The organism is Aliiroseovarius marinus (assembly GCF_050881025.1).
Lineage (GTDB): Bacteria > Pseudomonadota > Alphaproteobacteria > Rhodobacterales > Rhodobacteraceae > Aliiroseovarius > Aliiroseovarius marinus_A.
Genome location: NZ_JBNNXQ010000003.1, coordinates 182,381 through 198,370, shown reverse-complemented (window position 1 = coordinate 198,370; position 15,990 = coordinate 182,381). Strand labels below are relative to the sequence as shown.

Here is a 15,990-nt window from a genome sequence, read left to right as displayed (position 1 = left end):
ATGGCTCAAGGCGGGACCCCTCGCCTTGGGCCATTTGCTTTTGCGAACAGTCACATTCGGAGAGACAAGATGGACTTCAAAGCCCTGCTGGCAGACACCACCGCAAACACAAAATCCTTTGCCGAGGTTCATCCCGATGGTGCCAATGGGTTTCGCGCCATGCACAAAGCGGCGATGGGCGATGGTGCCTTGTCGGTGAAAGACAAAGAGCTGCAGTGCATCGCCATCGGCATCGCCAAACAATGCAATGACTGCATCGGCTTTCACGTGCGCGCCGCGATCAAGGCAGGCGCCACCCGTGAAGAGGTCGCCGAGACCGTTTCGGTTGCGATCATGATGGGCGGTGGACCCGGTTACATGTATGGCGCGCGCGCCCTTCAGGCCTTTGATCAGCTCTCAGCCTGATCGTCATTTGGCTTTAGACACGCAAAAGGGCGGCGCGGATGCGTCGCCCTTGTTCGTTTGATGGCTCTACCAGATGTTGAGGGTCTACCCCGTAACCGCCACTAGAAATACCGCAGAGAAGGCCACAACGGTCGCGAACCAGATCTTTTTCATTGCGTATCTCCCAAGTTAACGCCCCGAACCTATAGATGAAGTCCGAGGGTTAATACATTGATCTAACGCAAATATGCGGAAATCCGCCGACGCGTTCGCCCGTTACTGGATCAGCGTCTGATCCATTTCAACCGATGGGCAGTCACAGCCCGCTTCGCCCACGATTTTTGCAGGTACGCCGGCCACTGTGGTGTTGCAAGGCACTTCCTCAAGCACGACAGAACCCGCCGCGATGCGTGAGCATTCACCCACCTTGATATTGCCCAGCACTTTGGCCCCGGCCCCGATCAGAACACCGTCGCCAATCTTCGGATGGCGGTCTTCGTCTTCCTTGCCGGTGCCGCCCAGCGTGACGGAATGCAGCATCGACACATTGTCCCCCACCACGGCGGTTTCGCCGATCACGATGGAATGGGCATGGTCGATCATGATCCCGCGCCCGATGCGAGCACCGGGGTGAATGTCGATCCCGTACACCTCGGAACAGCGCATCTGGATGAAATAGGCCAGATCCCGGCGTCCTTCTTTCCACAGGTAATGCCCCAGGCGATAGGCTTGCATCGCCTGAAACCCCTTGAAGAACAAAACCGGTTGCAACATGCGATGGCAGGCGGGGTCACGGTCCAGAACGGCCGTGATATCGGCACGCGCCGCATCGGCCAGTTCTGAACAAGTGCCATAGGCCTCGTCCGCGATCTCGCGCAAGAGCACCATGCTCATCTCGTTTGAGCTGAGCTTGGCGGCGAAGCGGTAAGACAGCGCCTTTTCCAGCGTCTTGTGATGCAGCACACAGGCACCGATCAGGCCCGCCAGCAGCGGTTCAGCCGCGCTGGCTTCTTTCGCCTCTTCGGTGATGCGGTCCCAGATCGGGTCGATCTGCGTGATGATTGCGCGTTTCTCGGCCATGGGTCATCCTGTCTTGGCACGGGTCTAAGATATATCAGACTATACCAGATAGGCAGCGAGTTCAAAATGCAAAGCCCTGATGACAAAGATAATCATGGTGAATGAGACAGCCGACACCGGCCTGTACCGCGAAACGCTTTAGCCGCGCGTCGGGCTGGGCCGGCATCGCCCCTGTCGCGCCTTAAGCGCGGCAAAGACCGTCAACATGCAATCCACATAGTCCGGATCATCGAGGAACGGCTCGTCGCGTCGGGGCAGCTGCAATGCCGCCGAGGCCAGCGAACCGGTGCCCCAACGCGGATGGGCCCGGCCCAGCGCGCGCCGGTAACGATCCGCCGCCTCGGCCCGATGCAGCATTTCCAGCATGGCACCGGGCCGTTTGCGCATGGGCAGCGCCAGAAGAGCACAGGCCGCAGCCGCCACATCTCCGGGCAAAACCGGACGCAATTTACAGATCCACCGTCAGGCTTTGCGCAGGCCCCGGACCAAACCGATCCGAGATTTGCGCGACTTCCACCTGATAGGGGCCGGAAATACCATCGGCGCTGCGCAGGCTGGCGTCATAGGACCATGCCGGGCTGGTCACTTCCAGCTCGCGCCTCAACGATCCGGTCTGCAAGATGCGCAGCAGGTATTTCTCGCTCGCTTCGCCCAGTGGCACATCACCATAGCCCCAGATATCGCCATCCTCGCGGGTGCGGCGAATCCAGCTGATGGCGTGATCACCGGCGCTGTCCTCTGCACGCAAATGCGCCACGCTATAGGGTCTCAGGCCGATGCCATCAAAGGCATGCACCTGATGAATATAGCTCTCATCGGTGATGGGCTTCGACGCCGGGCCGATCCGGAAGTGGCGGTTCAGCCCACGCGCCGAGGCCGGCAGTTTGATCTGCGGCTGGCTGCCATCCAACAGCACGAAATAGCTGCCTTCCGTCCACAGCGATGGCATTACCCCATCCGTGCCGGCCTGACCGCGCAGACGCAGGCGCAGGTCATAGGTGTTTTCGGCCACCAGTTCTGCCTCGGCAAACTGGAACACTTCCCAATTGCCCGGGCTGCCATCCCCGATCGCGGCCACATTGGCCCCATTCAGCATGTCCTCTTGCGACGCCGAGGCCAGAACACCCTGTGTCAGCTTCACCCGCACCGCCGGGCCGCGGTCGATCACCCCGCTGGGGGCCGCAGGCAGCGCGGTTTGCGTCACCCCGATCACCGATGACTGCCCCAAAACGCGGTTCATCCCATAGCCACTGTCAGACGACGAGGAATAGAGCGCCACTTTGCCGGGCCATGGTCGTGCCGTCGCCGCGAAATGCGGGGCATGGGGCACCTCGGCGCCGGTCAGAAGCGGCAGGTCCAGAAACAGCGGGAAGACCGGCGCAGGCGGGATGTAGGGCGCGACGGCGGGATAGGGTTCGACACTGTCCGATGGCTCGTAAATCCCCGGTTCGACCCGAACCGCACGAATATTCTGAACGCCCGCGTGTTCCACGTAATCCAGACGGAACTGTTCCGTCCCGGCTTCCGTCGTCAGCTCGATCACGTCCCCGGCCCCCTTCGCAATTTCTGAGGGCGGCAAGGCAAAGCTTGCGTGATCGCGCGCCACGCGGCTTTCTGAAAGCCAGCGCTCCGAGATCGTGCGGGCTTCGGTCCGGGTCAGCACCAATGGCAGCTCGGTCACGGCGACAGAGCGTTCCTCGTCATCCGGGAAGGTCGCCTCGACCGAGGCCACATCATAAGCACCGCCATTCTGCACATAGTTCAGACGCACCCGGCCCGTGACCTCTGCTGCGGGGTCACGCACCCGTTCAAGGGTGGTTTCGCGCTCCTCGGACAGGGCCATTTTCTCGGGGTCGAGAATGAAATCCGGCAGGCCAGTGCGCGACCGGAAGAACAGCGTGCCTTCGCGTTCCACCGCTTCGAACCCATAGGCCAGCATCAGGGGCTGCAAGGCCGCACGCCCGCTGCCAATCTGATCGACCGTATAGCCGCGCACGAGTCCGTAAAGCTCTGACACATCAAACCGCGTGATGCCTGATCGCAGGCAAATCTCGGACACAACAGACCCAAGGGAGCGGGCCGAGACGCGGCCGTTCAGCCAGTGGCCACGTTGATAGTTGCCGCCATCGCTCCAAAGCCCCCGGCGATTGGGAAACTGCGGATAGGGCCGGGTATCCCATGCCCAGACATGCGCATGCGCCATATCCACCATCTCGACACCGGTGGCACTATGTGTCGGGTTGTTGGCCGCGTCCTTCCAATAGTCGTACATCGCGCGCAGGTATTGCGCCTGGATCAGATCATCCCGGCGCGCAGAAGAATAATACGGGCGCGTGCTTTCCGAGCTTTTGGGATCAAGGAACTTGTTGGGCTGGTTGGTGCCTTTGTCGATGGCGGCACAACCCAGTTCAGTGAACCAGAAAGGTTTGGTGCCTGCCACCCAAGGCGTCGGCAAAGCCTGACGCACGCCGCCCACGCGGTTGTGGTGCGACCGCATCCACCAGTTTTTCAGATCCTTATAGCGATAGACCCATGGTTCGTTATGCGCCCCGTCGGTGATGGGCGTACGGATTTGCAGATCTCGCGCTTCATCGTTCTTGTAGTACCAATCATAGCCCTCGCCGCCCTGAATGTTGGATTTCAGGTAGTCAAGATTGTAGATCGTGCCCCAATGGGCATCTGCATGGTCGAAGCCGTCCCGCCAATCCGACAGGCGCATGTAATTGTCGATGCCGATGAAATCCACATCATCATGCGCCCAAAGCGGATCGAGGTGATAGAACACATCCCCTGACCCGTCCTGTGGGTGATAGCCAAAATACTCTGACCAGTCCGCCGCATAGGAGATTTTGGTGTTTGGCCCAAGGATGCTGCGCACGTCCTCGATCAGATCAATCAACTGATCCACCGCAGGAAAACTGTTTCCCGGTCCGCGAATCTGGGTCAGCCCGCGCAGCTCTGATCCAACAAGGAAGGCATCCACGCCACCTGCTGCGGCGCAAAGATGGGCATAGTGCAAAATGAACCGACGATAAGAGAACCCCGGAGGACCATCATAGGTCACCTGCTCGCCATCCACGATAAAGTCACCCGGCTGGGCATTGCCAAAAAACGCATTCACCTCGGAAACGGCCCCCGCAGTGCCATCCGAACTGGCTGGGTGACCCGGCGCGAAGAATGTGGTGATCCGCCCCCGCCAGGGCAGAACCGGTTGCCCGACCTCCGCTGTGTAGGGGTCAAGCAGCGTGTTGCCCTCCATCTGCTCCATCAAAATAAAGGGATAAAATGTCACCTTGCGGCCCCATTGCGAGGCATGCTGCAGCGCTTCAACCACGGATTGGTCTGCGGGCGTTCCGCCATAGACCGGCCGATCCTGATCATCAAGCGGCACCACACCCGCACTGGAACGTGTGCTGTTTGACACCCTCCACGGCATGCCTTTGCCATCGACAACATTCTGCTCCACCTTGGGACGAATCTGGCATTGCCCGCAGCGCAGATCATTCCCGAACCAGGAAACGACCAAAGAGCTGTTTTTCATCTCTGGCAGTTCTTTCAACAGCGATCGGTAAGACGTCCGGAAATCAGTTTTCCCACTGGGTGAATTGCGGTTTCCGCCCTCGTTCACGCCGGGCTCATTCCCGTAAAACACTGGTGTCGTGGCCAAGGAATACTCACCCGTGCCCGGAATAAGCGATACGGCCTCTGTCCCACGCGCAACCTCAGGCGCTTGCCAGGGCTGTTCGGGGCGCATCACTTCAAAGCTGAACTGCGGCACGCGGTTGCCAAAGGCGCCCAGTTCCAGATCCTCGATGACCACATAGGCGGTGCCACGATAGGCAGGGGCCTTGCCAGTCCCCTTTTTCGCTTCGATCAAAGGATCAGGCAGCTGGCTTTCCGTGCCCTTGTAGATGCGGATATTCAGGTCGTTGCGCGAAATCTCTGTGCCGTCCGCCCAAATGCGCCCGACATCGGTGATCTCACCTTCACACAGCGCGATCGCCAAGGAAATGGAGTAGCTGTAGCTGATCACCTCTGGCTCGGCAGGCTGGGCAGGCGCGCCGCCCTTGCCGCCGCCGGTCTCTCCGCCACCACCACCGGTACGGGTCACCTTTTCTTTGAACCTTGTGGACCACAGAACCTGCCCGCCGACACGGGTGCGACCATAGATCATCGGGATCGGCAGGCCTTCCGAGGCATTGGTGACCCGAAAACGGTCCACCTTGCCGGTCTCGACAGGCTCGGCCCCATCCCCCATCACCCGGTTCATAATCCGGTTGTCGATCACATTGCCGATCGTGGCCCCGATCGCTTTGCCGATCACCACGGAAGACAGGCCCAAAACGCCGCCACCGATGGACGCACCAGCGGCTGCACCTACGGCAGAGAGAACAATCGTCGCCATCAATTCGTCCTTTCAGGAAATGAGAAACACGCCACGATACGGTTGGCCCACGGGTCGGAAAGCGCGTTTTCGACGACCCCGTGGCCACTATAGGCGTGGATAAAAGAGGCATTCGCCCCGACATTGGTCAGGATGCCCAGATGTTTGGCGACAGCGCCGTCTGCCATGCGAAAAAGGATCACATCCCCGACATGCGCCGCCGCATAGGGTTTTTCACACAGGTGGCGTTTTGCCGCCCGCCACAGCACTTCGTCGCGGCTGGGTTCGGACCAATCCGCCGTATAGGCGGGCGGGCGTTCAGGTTCAGCGCCAAACAACGCACGCCAGATACCGCGCACCAGGCCAAGGCAATCACACCCCGCCCCCTTGCACGATGCCTGATGCACATAGGGCGTGCCGATCCAGGACCGGGCCTCTGCCACGATATCCTTGCTGGTATCCGTCATATCATGCACCCGAGATTGGGTTGAACGGGTTGGTGTCATTGCCGTCGAACAGATCCAGAGTGGGCTGTTCGGCGACCTCTTTCCCGTCGCCACCATCGTTTTTGGTTTCGCTGGTCGGATAGGCCATCAGCCAGTCTTCGCCCGGAATGTCCGGAAAACCCCTGAAATTTCTGAAATTGTTGAACTTAATCCGGCAGGTGCGCGGCAGCTTATCGCAACCAGCCTCCAGCTGAACCCGATCCCCCGGCACCATGACGGCGCGCAAAGCCTCCCACAATTCCACATGACGTGGTTCACCCGATACCTTCCGGTCATTCTTGATGATCCCGGTCAGACCTTCGGCCTCGCCGGTCAACACCGTGAAACGGCCCCGCTCGAACCAACGGTTCGGGTACAGGTCCAGATCTTCGAAATAGAAATGCGTCTCGTGTTCATTGGACACGACATCCGCCTCGACGCTATATCCGGGCTGGTCGAGCTGAAAGCGACACCTGCCATCCCCCAGTAACGCGTCACAGGGCATCTGATAGACCCGCCCCTGCGTCTGGTTCAGCTTTTCCGTCAGGCCGTTCAGTTCGGCCCGAAAGCCGCCGGCCTCGCGCGCCAGCTCGCCAACCGTTCCCCGGAACCGCAAATATCGCTGGCTCAGATCTTTCCAGTTGACCAACCAGGCCTCGACCTCGGCCCCGTCGAAACGACCTGCGCGGATGTCTTTTTCGCTGATTGCATCATCGCTCAGAACACCCAGAGCTTCGGTGTTGTCCATCGACAAGCCGGTGGTTTGACTAAGCGCGCGCGCCGTCATGCCGGTGTCGGCCTTATAGGCCAACCCATCCATCTCGATGTCCAGATCATGATCGGTGAACCCATAGGTCTCGCCGTCGCGCCGTGTGACTTTCCACAGGCGCGCCACACTGGTCACACCTTCGCCAAGATGTGCTTCAAATTCCGGTGAAATCGCCATCAGACACGCACCTCGACCACCGGCACATTCGGTGCCTCACCTGCACGGAAAGACGCCACAGAGGTGTGGATGCTGTCCGTGTCAAACCGCACGGGCACGTCAAACTCATAGCCTGCCGTCACTTCGGCCCCCGTTTCGGGTGCGGTGGAAAACGTCACAATGCCGGTTTCATGGTCGACGGTGAAATGGGTGCCCTCGATCTGAGGGTCCCCCTTCAGGCCAATATGCACGGTGCCCTCGACCGGTTTTTGGATCGGGCGGTCATAGGTATGTACACCCGAGCGATAGGTCTTGATCAGCGGAAACGCGGTCGTTTCCCCATCCCCCCAAGCAATGATCTGGTCGGTATAAGCGGGATCGGCCGAGGGCGCGCCGCTTTTGTAATCCGACCAGTCTTTCCAACGAAACGCGTGCAGCTGCCCGCGCCGGGCTTCAAAAAAGGCAATCAGCGTTTCAACATCATCAAGCGAGCGCATGCCGATGCCCGCATCATAGCGGCGGCGCGAATGCTCCCAGGGTGTGTTGCGTTCCTCGAACCCGTTGGCCAGCGTCACCACCTCGGTGCGCCGCTCGGGACCACCGACCGAGCCAAAGCTCAGGTTGGCGGGAAAACGGACCTCGTGAAAAGACATGGGGGAACCCTCCTTGGCTCGTAAAACAGTGAGTTACCGGTGACGCTGACCGCGCGACAACGCACGGTTCATCTGGGCTGCGATCTGGCTTTGAGACCGGCGGAACCCTTCGACATCCGGGGTGGAAATATTCATGTTCACGGTGATCGGGCGACCACCGCCCTGGGTCTGGACACCCAAGCGGCCATCTGCGCCGCGCGCAAGTGGCATGATCGCTTCGGGTCCCGCTTCGCCCATCAACCCGGTGCCACCGCGCATGGGAAATGATGTGGGGCTGGACACCACGCCACCCCTGGCAAAGGGCATGACCCGCCCCTGCGCAAAGGCACCACCATTGGCAAAGGGCAAAAACGCATTGGTCAGCGCACCGACCCCCTGCCCGATGATGCCGCCGAAGTGGTCCATCACTGGATCGGTCGCCGCCTTGAAGGCAGCATCCGTCATGGATTTGGCGACCTCTTTCAACGCATCCGACAATTTCATCCCGTCGAAAACCAGCCCTTCGAAGGCGCGGCTCAGACCCGATGAAATACCCGAAGACAGGGTGCGCACATCTGCGCTCAGATCAGATACGGTGGAATGCATGCCCTTGAGTTCAAAGACAAAACCCGAGGTCATCGCCTGAGCGCCCCCAAGCGCGGTTTCCAGCGCGTCAATCTGGTCGTCGAAACTGTCGATACTGTCCAGTCCAGCCATCACATCTCTCCTTCATGGGGCATGGCGGCTTCGTCGGGAAACGCCAGCGCCAGTTCATCAAGCCGCGCCCTGAGGCAGACAGCCGGTTTGCCATCAAGCCCGGCCATCACGGCCAGCTCGATCGGGGTCAGCGCCCAGAACTGATCCGGGCGCAGTCCCAGTTTTCCGATCCCAAGGCGCATCATGCCCGGCCAGTCCAGCGCCGTTTCTTTGCTCACGCCGTGCTGTCCCCGATGGCAAAAGCACGTGCCAGAAGCTGTCCGGCGGCCTGAGCTGCAGCCATCGGCCCGCCCTGAATTTCCGCCGACAAAAGATCCTGCGCCGTGCCGGTCCAACCGCCGCCGCGAAGCCCGGCTACGATCAGCGCCAGCACATCGCGGCTGGAATAGCGTCCGGCCTCGAACCGCTCGACCAAAGACACGATCGTGTCTTCGCCCAGCTGTTCCTCAAGCTCCGCGAGGGCGCCGAGGGTGAGCTTGAGCACATGGGTTGTGCCGTCGATCACCAGGGCCACCTCGCCCGTCCAAGGGTTGGCCATGATCAGAGCGCCGTGAAGGTCAGGACGCCGGCCGAGGCCATGGACAGCTCATAGGTCGCCTCGCCGTTATGCGAGCCCGCATATTCGATCGAGGTGATCATGAACGGGCCTTCGACCACGCCGAAATCGGGCACGATGACCTGAAAATTGGGCACTTCATTGTCGAAGAAAATCTGCCGGGCGCGTTCATCGGTGGTTGCGTCCTTGAACACCCCCGACCCCGAGATCGCCGCGGATTTCACGCCTGCGCCGCCCAGAAGTTCCCGCCAGCCGCCGGTGCTTTCAAGGCTGGTCACATCAACGCTTTCCGCGTTGAAGCTCAGTCGTGTGGCCCGAAGGCCTGCAATGGTCTCGAATACGCCGGTATCGGTCATGTCGAGCTTGATCAAAAGGTCCTTGCCGTTTTGCGCAGCCATGGGATCACTCCGTGTTGAAAAAGGTTAATTGTCGTCGACGCGTGCGCGGAAGGTCAGGTCGATGCGACGCACATCCGCGTCCTCGACCCGCCGTGCCCGCGCACGGTGGAAATTCAGGTAGACAAGCGTGCCGCGCGCCAGGATCAGCGTCGCATCAACCAGCGCATCACTGACCGCCGCGGCCACCTCTTTGGCGCCCTGGAAGCCGGCTGCATCCGTCACCACGCTGACCGTGATTTCATGCAGCGCGCCATGGCCGGTCATGTCCGACTTTTCGCGCACATCTTCAGGACCAAGGCTGACATAGGTGCCGGTGATGATGCCCGCAGGCACCGCATCATAGATCGCACCCGAAACCAGCGTGGCCAGCGTCGTATCCGCTGTAAGCCGTTGATAAACCGCCTGTTGAAGAGCGGCTGAAACGCCATAGCTCATGCCGAAACCTCCTCTTGTGCGAAACAGGTCAGATATTGCGCGCCGTGATCGGCCTCGGTCACCGCAAGGATGCGGAAAATGCGCGAGCCTGCGACGAAACGCTGGTCCGGTTTGGGACGCGAGGGCGCCCCATCCGGGGCCGCACGCACGGTGATGCGAAAGGCGACCGACGACACCGTGGCAAAACCCGCCGCGCGCTCGCGCCCGGTGCCCGGCTTGACCTCGGCCCACAGCTCGCCCAGCACCTGCCAGCTTTGGGTGAAACCACCCGCCCCGTCAGGCACGCGCACCGGCTCTTCCAGCGTCAGTTTGCGGTTCAGGACAGGAGCGGTCACGCGCCACCTCCCCCGCCAAACAGGCGCACAGTGCGATAGCGCCCGATCAGCGCATTGACCATGGCAGGCAGTTGCGCCTGACCGATTGCCCCGGCACCCGCCCCGCTATCGGCGCGGTTTTCGTAATAGGTCGCGGCCAACAGCATGACGGCTTGCGCCAGATCGGATGGAATGTCCGACCAGTTCGGACCGAACCCGGCCTCAAAGGCAATGCCGACCTGCCCCCCGACGGGGATCGCGGGCAGGCAGATCCCGGTGGACACAAGACGCGGGCGGTGCAGGTCCGCCTCCAGCGTATAGCGGTCGGTGGAAATCAACTCGTCACCCCCCAGCCGATCGGTGATCGTCAGGCTGGTAATCTGGCTGACCGGGGCCACAGGCAAGGCCTGCGCGGCGAGGTCTCGCCAGGCGGTCAGGGTCCAGGTAAAATCGCGTGACAGGAGGATCTTGCCGGTGCTGGCCTCGATCGCGGCCATGGCGGCCCGAAGGAAGGTTTCCAGCAGCTGATCCTGCACCCCGTCATCGGCAAACCCGGTGCCCAGCCGCAGGTGGTCCTTGAATTGGGCGACCGGCATTGCCGCACCCGGCACTGTGGTCTGCTCGACTAACATCATGGAACATCTCCGAAATTCGGGCCCCTCACGTCATTGGGGAAAGGGTGGGCGCGCACCATCCGTATTGCTCGGACGGAGGGGGAGCAGCTAGACAACACGGGGGGTATGTCGGCGCGCGCCCTGCCCCGTGGTGACCAGACGGCCGCCACGGGATCAGGTTCAGGTCCTTACGAGACCGAGAACTTCAGAAGCTTGATCGCAGCAAAGTCGCTCACGTCGCCGCCCACACGTTTGGTGGCATAGAACAGCACATGCGGCTTGGCCGAGAACGGGTCACGCAGGATGCGCGTATCGGGGCGTTCCGCGATGGTATAACCGTTGGCGAAGTCACCAAAGGCAATCGACAGGCTGTCCGAACCGATATCAGGCATGTCCTCGACGATCAGAACCGGATAGCCGATCAGACGAGCAGGCTCGCCTGCGACAGTGGCATCCGACCACAGGAAACGGCCATCTGCGTCTTTCAGCTTGCGCACAGCACCCACGGTTTTCGAGTTCATCACGAAGACCGCATTGGCACGGTAGTCCGCACCCAGAGCGTAGATCAGGTCAAAGATCGCATCCGCCGGGCTGGTGCCGTCAAAATCACCATCCGCACCGGTGGCGACATAGCCCAGATTGCCCCACGACCAGGTCGCGTTGTCGACCGCGGTGTGGTTCAGAATGCCAACGGGCTTTTCAACGCCGTCACCATTGATGAAAGCCCCGCTTTCAGCGCGCGAGAACTTGTCGGCGATGCGACCTGCCAGCCAGTTTTCAATGTCAAACGCACTGTCATCCAGCAGACGCTGCGAGACTTTCGGCAGGGCCGACAGCTCGTGCAGCGGGATCGAGATGCGATCAATCTGCGGGGTGCCGGTTTCCGACGCCGAGCCGGTTTCCGAGGCCCAGCCGGTGACAAGATCACCCTGGTCGATCAGAACGTCATAGGCGGTGCCTTCGACAGTGACCACATTGGCGACCGAACGCAGGGATGCCGCGTTGTTCAGGACACCCTTGATGGTGTCTGCGGTCACCGGGTCGACCAGATAGCCACCGTCAGCGGCAACGGCCGAGGACATGGCTTTGCCTTCCAGGTCGATGCCACGCAGCGCGTCGTCATCGCCCGAACGAACGTAGGCTTCAAAAGCTTTTTGATGCGGTGCTTCCAGATCGGCAGCAGCGGCAAGGTGCGGGCGGCCCGCAGGGGTGTTTGATTTGCGATCCAGCATGGTCAGTCGCTCTTCCTGTTGTTGAAGTTTTGTCGAAATGTCGTCGTGGAATTCATTGATATCGCTCATGAAACCAGCCAGCGCGGTCTTCACCTCGGCAGCCGGGGTCGGGCCAGAAGCCAAGCCAGAAGATGCGGCCGGCTGGCCCTGAGCTTTCGTCTCTTTCTTGCTCATGAATGGGTCCTTTTCAGGGGTCAGATCGCTGGCTCAGGCTTTGCGGGCCAGCATGTGGCGCGCATCCTCGATGGACGCGGCCAGTTCACGCAGAAGGGTTTCATCGGCATCAGGCGTGTCGCCCTTTGCCCCCACCCGCGCTGTCGGAAGCATGGGGAAAGTGACCAATGACACCTCCCAAAGCTCCAATTCCGTCAGGCGTCTTTGGCCTGTCTGTGTCTTGGTGGATTTCTTGGTGCGGTACCCGATGGACAGCCCGTCAATGGCGCCCGCCTCGATCAGCGCAGCCGCCTCGCGGCCCTTCTCGACATCGGTCAGAATGCGGCCTTTGACGTAAAGACCTTTCTTGTCCTCGCGCACCTCATCCCAGATCCCGATGGGCTGGGCCGGATCATGTTGCCACAGCATTTTCACGCCGCGCCCCTTGGCGCGCAGATCGGCCAGCGATACCGCATAAGCGCCCGGCGCCACGACGTCACCGCCATTGTCGACCTGTTCGAAATAGCTGGCATAGCCGTCAATCTGGATGCCTTCGTCGGTCTGGACGGTTTGGCCAAGCTTTACGAACTTATGCTCAAGCCCGAAATCGGTGTGATAATCACCCATAGTCGCCTCTTTCATTGTTATTCTTGTGCCAGCGGCGGCAGACCCAGCAGGCTGCGCTTTTCGGCGTCGGTCAGGAAGCTGGCTTCAGCTACGCGGGCCCATTGCTGGTCGCGTTCAGCCGCCAAAGCGGGCACCTGATCCAGGTCCGGTTTCAGCTTCACCGCCTCGCCCGAGAAGCCGGCGAGCCAGTGGCCAACGCTGGCCGCCACACGCGACACCAAGGGCACCACGGTCAGGCGATAGAACGCCCGGCTGGCTTCCTGGTAGTTGGCGTAAGTGGCATCACCCGGAATGCCGATCAGCATCGGCGGCACACCAAAGGCTTGCGCAATTTCGCGCGCGGCGGCCTCCTTGGTTTTCTGGAACTCCATGTCAGAGGGGCTGAAGCCCATGGGCTTCCAGTCAAGCCCGCCTTCCAGCAGCATCGGACGGCCGGCATTGCGCGCGCCCACATGGTGGCTTTCCATCTCGCTCAGTAACCGGTCATATTGATCTGCGCTAAGCTGGGATTGGCCCTCTGCCCCCTTGTAGACAATCGCACCCGAGGGCCGGGCCGCATTGTCCAAAAGCGCCTTGGACCAGCGGCTGGCCGCATTGTGCACGTCAATCGCGGTGGCGGCGGCTTGCAGCGGGGACAACCCGTAGTGATCGTCCTGCGGGTGGAAGGCTTTCACATGACAGATGGGCGATGCGCCCTCGGCCACGTGGAAGCGATGTTTGCGCGCGCCCACCGTATAATCATAGGCGACAGGCCAACCATCCGCGCCGGGCACCAGCGCCATCCGGTCCGAACGCAGCACATGCAGCTCATTCACCGTGCCATCTTCGCCGCGCACGGCCTCCAGATAGCCATTGCCGGTCAACAGAAGTTGGCCAAAGAAGGCCTCGAACAGTTCAGCGCGGCTTTGGGCGGCGTTGGGGCGGGTCAGCAGGTCCAAAAGCGGATGCTGCTCAAACCGCTGCACATCGTCTTGCAGAACCAACGGCAGGGCGCTGGCCGCTTCCGCGATCAGCTTTACAGACCGAAAGCCGACCGGATTGGCCGAAAAGCCCGTGCGCGTCAGGCTGACGGTGTCGCGCGGGCTCCAGGCCACACGACCCGCATTGCCGTAAGCAATGACCGGACCGGTGGCCGAGGCCTTCACCTCTCCGGGCTGATCCGCTTTCGCGTCATCCGCAGCTCGTTTGAGAAAATCAAATACCATGCGCCTTGGCTCCTCGCGTTCGGGCTTGCCGGGTGGCTCCGGGCAAACCTGTCTTGTCCGGGCGCGCGTGGTCGCACGTCCCGAGCGGTCAATCTCGTCATTCAGTGATCAGGCCGGGCCCCGTCGCCGGGTGGCGTATGGTGCCCGCCTTTCGATGTTTTGCACTTTGCCAGTAGTGGTTAAAAAACTCTTTAACCTAGCGTGCGCACTTGCGGTCGGCGGTAGGATGCAACGGGCTCAATGATCAGCTCGTGCAAGGCCCAGACCAGTGCATCCACGCGGTCAGGGCTTCCCTTGCCCTCGAAGCCCTTATTGGTCATCCGACACATCTGGTCTTCCAGTGCAGCCATCCCGCCTGTGTGCGACACGCGGCCCTGCTCGTACAAAGCCGCCACAGGTTCCGCGCGCGCATGTTTGCCACGGGTGGCGCGCACCGCCTTATAGGGCACGGTCGCGTCGATCTGGCGGATCACGCTTTCCACAAGGTCGCCGCCCTGATTGACCTCGGCCACCAAACGGTCGGCCTTGTGGCGCTCCATCGCGGCCAGAGCCGCTTCGGCCCATTCTGATGGGCTGGCGGCCGAGACGCTGGCATCTTCCAAGACCACCGCCTTCCAGTCACCGGGCGGTCCCTTGGCGACCACCCCGGCCACGACGATCCCGCATTCATCTGACCCTTTGTGACCGGTGACCGGCGGGTCAACCGCAACCACGATCCGGTCCAGATCGGGCACCTCGGCACCGGCACGATGCTTGTCCAGCATCGCCATGGTCCACAACGCGCCCTCGGTGTCCTCCAACAGCACGCCGTCCAGCTCCTGCCGCCCTAGCCGCGTGTCGGCATAGCGCGCGCGCACCTCGTCCAGAAAGCTCTTCGCCAGATAGGCCCGGTTGGCTTCGGTTGGCGCATGTGTCGTCACGGTCGAGGGGTTCTTCAGGATCTGCTTTAGCACGCCGACATTGCGCGGCGTGGTGGTCACGCATTGACGCGGATGGCTGCCAAGGCGCAGACCGAACTGCAACATGTCCCAAGTCTCTTCAGCCTTCTTCCATTTGGCCAGCTCATCGACCCAAGCCGCGTCAAATTGCGGGCCACGCAGGCTTTCCGGCTCATAAGCGGAAAACACCTGCGCGATGGCACCGTTGGGCCAGACAAGCCGCCTGCGTCCGGCCTCCCAAACGGGGCGACGGTCGGGCGGCGAACAGGCCAAAATGCCGCTTTCGCCAAAGACCATGACCTCGCGCACCTGATCAATGGTTTCACCCACCAAGGCCACGCGGCGCGAGCGACCGGGATCAAGGGGCCCCGCCCCTTCGACCTCGGCGCGCACCCATTCCGATCCGGCGCGGGTTTTCCCCGCGCCGCGCCCGCCCATGATCACCCATGTGCGCCAGTCCCCGTCCGGGGGCAATTGGTGATCCAACGCCCAGAACTCAAACAGATAGGGCAGCGCCAAAAGCGCCCCGTCACTCAGGTCATTCAGGAAACTCTCACGTTCGTCTTGCGTCGCTGAGGCAAGCCAGTCTGCGCCCGATTTCATCTCGGGCCTGAGCAAGGTCAAGCTCTGCCGCTCGCCCCCCACCGCCGATGTTTTTACCACTTTGTTCAAGGCGTTTCCTTTCATCAAATACGTTTTGCATGGCCTTGCGCACTTCGCTTACAGCCTTCGCCAAAGCTGGTGTCGTTTCGCAATCAGCCGCTTCCGCCTCGCTCAACTGGCGGTCTAACTCTTTCAGAACACGTAGAAAAAATGCGTCCGCAATCTCCAGGTAATCATCCGAAGCTGCGTCCTTCCCCAAGGGCGTGATCTTTGTCATGTTTTTATTTGCCTCTCATGCTCGCTTCCCG

At 61.2% G+C, this 15,990-nt stretch carries 19 protein-coding genes; 1 reads left to right on the top strand and 18 read right to left on the bottom strand.

All coding sequences use genetic code 11. The features are described from left to right. The first annotated feature begins 69 nt into the window (after positions 1 to 69). Complete coding sequence (locus tag ACRY08_RS10245) at positions 70 to 405, top strand: carboxymuconolactone decarboxylase family protein (protein WP_432449822.1); 336 nt, start codon at positions 70 to 72, stop codon at positions 403 to 405. A 255-nt stretch (positions 406 to 660) separates the two neighbouring features. Here ACRY08_RS10245 and cysE read toward each other — a convergent pair whose 3' ends face one another. From cysE to ACRY08_RS10155, 18 genes are all read right to left on the bottom strand, one after another. Then, positions 661 to 1,464 (bottom strand): serine O-acetyltransferase, encoded by an 804-nt coding sequence (gene cysE, locus ACRY08_RS10240; protein ID WP_432449821.1) that lies wholly within the window; start codon positions 1,462 to 1,464, stop codon positions 661 to 663. Between the two features lie 138 nt (positions 1,465 to 1,602). Further along, positions 1,603 to 1,911, bottom strand: a complete 309-nt coding sequence (locus tag ACRY08_RS10235) for a hypothetical protein (protein ID WP_432449820.1) — start codon at positions 1,909 to 1,911, stop codon at positions 1,603 to 1,605. A gap of 1 nt (position 1,912) precedes the next feature. After that, positions 1,913 to 5,869: a baseplate multidomain protein megatron gene (locus ACRY08_RS10230; protein ID WP_432449819.1), complete on the bottom strand. Its 3,957-nt coding sequence runs from the start codon at positions 5,867 to 5,869 to the stop codon at positions 1,913 to 1,915. Further along, entirely contained in the window at positions 5,869 to 6,315 is a 447-nt protein-coding gene (locus ACRY08_RS10225) for an NlpC/P60 family protein (RefSeq protein WP_432449818.1), read from the bottom strand. Before ACRY08_RS10225 ends, ACRY08_RS10230 begins: the two co-directional genes overlap by 1 nt. A gap of 1 nt (position 6,316) precedes the next feature. Further along, a complete protein-coding gene (locus ACRY08_RS10220) occupies positions 6,317 to 7,279 on the bottom strand; it encodes a DUF2163 domain-containing protein (RefSeq protein WP_432449817.1) in 963 nt (320 codons plus the stop codon). Then, entirely contained in the window at positions 7,279 to 7,911 is a 633-nt protein-coding gene (locus ACRY08_RS10215) for a phage distal tail protein, Rcc01695 family (RefSeq protein WP_432449816.1), read from the bottom strand. Before ACRY08_RS10215 ends, ACRY08_RS10220 begins: the two co-directional genes overlap by 1 nt. Before the next feature lie 33 nt (positions 7,912 to 7,944). Then, a complete protein-coding gene (locus tag ACRY08_RS10210; protein ID WP_432449815.1) occupies positions 7,945 to 8,607 on the bottom strand; it encodes a phage tail tape measure protein in 663 nt (220 codons plus the stop codon). After that, positions 8,607 to 8,825, bottom strand: a complete 219-nt coding sequence (locus ACRY08_RS10205; protein ID WP_432449814.1) for a phage tail assembly chaperone — start codon at positions 8,823 to 8,825, stop codon at positions 8,607 to 8,609. The genes ACRY08_RS10210 and ACRY08_RS10205 overlap by 1 nt, the downstream gene beginning before the upstream one ends. Next, positions 8,822 to 9,145 (bottom strand): gene transfer agent family protein, encoded by a 324-nt coding sequence (locus ACRY08_RS10200; protein WP_432449813.1) that lies wholly within the window; start codon positions 9,143 to 9,145, stop codon positions 8,822 to 8,824. Before ACRY08_RS10200 ends, ACRY08_RS10205 begins: the two co-directional genes overlap by 4 nt. 2 nt (positions 9,146 to 9,147) lie before the next feature. Further along, a complete protein-coding gene (locus ACRY08_RS10195; RefSeq protein ID WP_432449812.1) occupies positions 9,148 to 9,561 on the bottom strand; it encodes a phage major tail protein, TP901-1 family in 414 nt (137 codons plus the stop codon). A gap of 24 nt (positions 9,562 to 9,585) precedes the next feature. Continuing rightward, the gene (locus tag ACRY08_RS10190; RefSeq protein ID WP_432449811.1) at positions 9,586 to 9,996 is read right to left on the bottom strand and encodes a DUF3168 domain-containing protein; all 411 of its coding nucleotides are present in this window, start codon (positions 9,994 to 9,996) and stop codon (positions 9,586 to 9,588) included. After that, positions 9,993 to 10,331 (bottom strand): phage head closure protein, encoded by a 339-nt coding sequence (locus ACRY08_RS10185; RefSeq protein WP_432449810.1) that lies wholly within the window; start codon positions 10,329 to 10,331, stop codon positions 9,993 to 9,995. The genes ACRY08_RS10190 and ACRY08_RS10185 overlap by 4 nt, the downstream gene beginning before the upstream one ends. Next, positions 10,328 to 10,945, bottom strand: a complete 618-nt coding sequence (locus ACRY08_RS10180) for a head-tail connector protein (RefSeq protein ID WP_432449809.1) — start codon at positions 10,943 to 10,945, stop codon at positions 10,328 to 10,330. Before ACRY08_RS10180 ends, ACRY08_RS10185 begins: the two co-directional genes overlap by 4 nt. A 167-nt stretch (positions 10,946 to 11,112) precedes the next feature. Then, positions 11,113 to 12,330, bottom strand: coding sequence for a phage major capsid protein (locus tag ACRY08_RS10175; protein ID WP_432449808.1), 1,218 nt, complete (start codon positions 12,328 to 12,330; stop codon positions 11,113 to 11,115). A 33-nt stretch (positions 12,331 to 12,363) separates the two neighbouring features. Further along, positions 12,364 to 12,936: an HK97 family phage prohead protease gene (locus ACRY08_RS10170; RefSeq protein WP_432449807.1), complete on the bottom strand. Its 573-nt coding sequence runs from the start codon at positions 12,934 to 12,936 to the stop codon at positions 12,364 to 12,366. 17 nt (positions 12,937 to 12,953) lie between these two features. After that, the gene (locus ACRY08_RS10165; RefSeq protein WP_432449806.1) at positions 12,954 to 14,141 is read right to left on the bottom strand and encodes a phage portal protein; all 1,188 of its coding nucleotides are present in this window, start codon (positions 14,139 to 14,141) and stop codon (positions 12,954 to 12,956) included. A gap of 191 nt (positions 14,142 to 14,332) precedes the next feature. After that, positions 14,333 to 15,682, bottom strand: a complete 1,350-nt coding sequence (locus ACRY08_RS10160) for a DNA-packaging protein (RefSeq protein WP_432449805.1) — start codon at positions 15,680 to 15,682, stop codon at positions 14,333 to 14,335. Further along, entirely contained in the window at positions 15,633 to 15,959 is a 327-nt protein-coding gene (locus tag ACRY08_RS10155; protein ID WP_432449804.1) for a hypothetical protein, read from the bottom strand. Before ACRY08_RS10155 ends, ACRY08_RS10160 begins: the two co-directional genes overlap by 50 nt. Positions 15,960 to 15,990 lie beyond the last annotated feature (31 nt).

What these genes read in the sequence shown, in the direction of transcription:
- ACRY08_RS10170 (WP_432449807.1), bottom strand. Translation starts at nt 12,936, where the DNA reads ATGGGTGATTATCACACCGATTTCGGGCTTGAGCATAAGTTCGTAAAG.
- ACRY08_RS10245 (WP_432449822.1), top strand. Translation starts at nt 70, where the DNA reads ATGGACTTCAAAGCCCTGCTGGCAGACACCACCGCAAACACAAAATCC.
- ACRY08_RS10160 (WP_432449805.1), bottom strand. Translation starts at nt 15,682, where the DNA reads ATGAAATCGGGCGCAGACTGGCTTGCCTCAGCGACGCAAGACGAACGT.
- ACRY08_RS10210 (WP_432449815.1), bottom strand. Translation starts at nt 8,607, where the DNA reads ATGGCTGGACTGGACAGTATCGACAGTTTCGACGACCAGATTGACGCG.
- ACRY08_RS10215 (WP_432449816.1), bottom strand. Translation starts at nt 7,911, where the DNA reads ATGTCTTTTCACGAGGTCCGTTTTCCCGCCAACCTGAGCTTTGGCTCG.
- ACRY08_RS10225 (WP_432449818.1), bottom strand. Translation starts at nt 6,315, where the DNA reads ATGACGGATACCAGCAAGGATATCGTGGCAGAGGCCCGGTCCTGGATC.
- cysE (WP_432449821.1), bottom strand. Translation starts at nt 1,464, where the DNA reads ATGGCCGAGAAACGCGCAATCATCACGCAGATCGACCCGATCTGGGAC.
- ACRY08_RS10230 (WP_432449819.1), bottom strand. Translation starts at nt 5,869, where the DNA reads ATGGCGACGATTGTTCTCTCTGCCGTAGGTGCAGCCGCTGGTGCGTCC.
- ACRY08_RS10200 (WP_432449813.1), bottom strand. Translation starts at nt 9,145, where the DNA reads ATGGCCAACCCTTGGACGGGCGAGGTGGCCCTGGTGATCGACGGCACA.
- ACRY08_RS10155 (WP_432449804.1), bottom strand. Translation starts at nt 15,959, where the DNA reads ATGACAAAGATCACGCCCTTGGGGAAGGACGCAGCTTCGGATGATTAC.
- ACRY08_RS10175 (WP_432449808.1), bottom strand. Translation starts at nt 12,330, where the DNA reads ATGAGCAAGAAAGAGACGAAAGCTCAGGGCCAGCCGGCCGCATCTTCT.
- ACRY08_RS10165 (WP_432449806.1), bottom strand. Translation starts at nt 14,141, where the DNA reads ATGGTATTTGATTTTCTCAAACGAGCTGCGGATGACGCGAAAGCGGAT.
- ACRY08_RS10220 (WP_432449817.1), bottom strand. Translation starts at nt 7,279, where the DNA reads ATGGCGATTTCACCGGAATTTGAAGCACATCTTGGCGAAGGTGTGACC.
- ACRY08_RS10190 (WP_432449811.1), bottom strand. Translation starts at nt 9,996, where the DNA reads ATGAGCTATGGCGTTTCAGCCGCTCTTCAACAGGCGGTTTATCAACGG.
- ACRY08_RS10195 (WP_432449812.1), bottom strand. Translation starts at nt 9,561, where the DNA reads ATGGCTGCGCAAAACGGCAAGGACCTTTTGATCAAGCTCGACATGACC.
- ACRY08_RS10180 (WP_432449809.1), bottom strand. Translation starts at nt 10,945, where the DNA reads ATGATGTTAGTCGAGCAGACCACAGTGCCGGGTGCGGCAATGCCGGTC.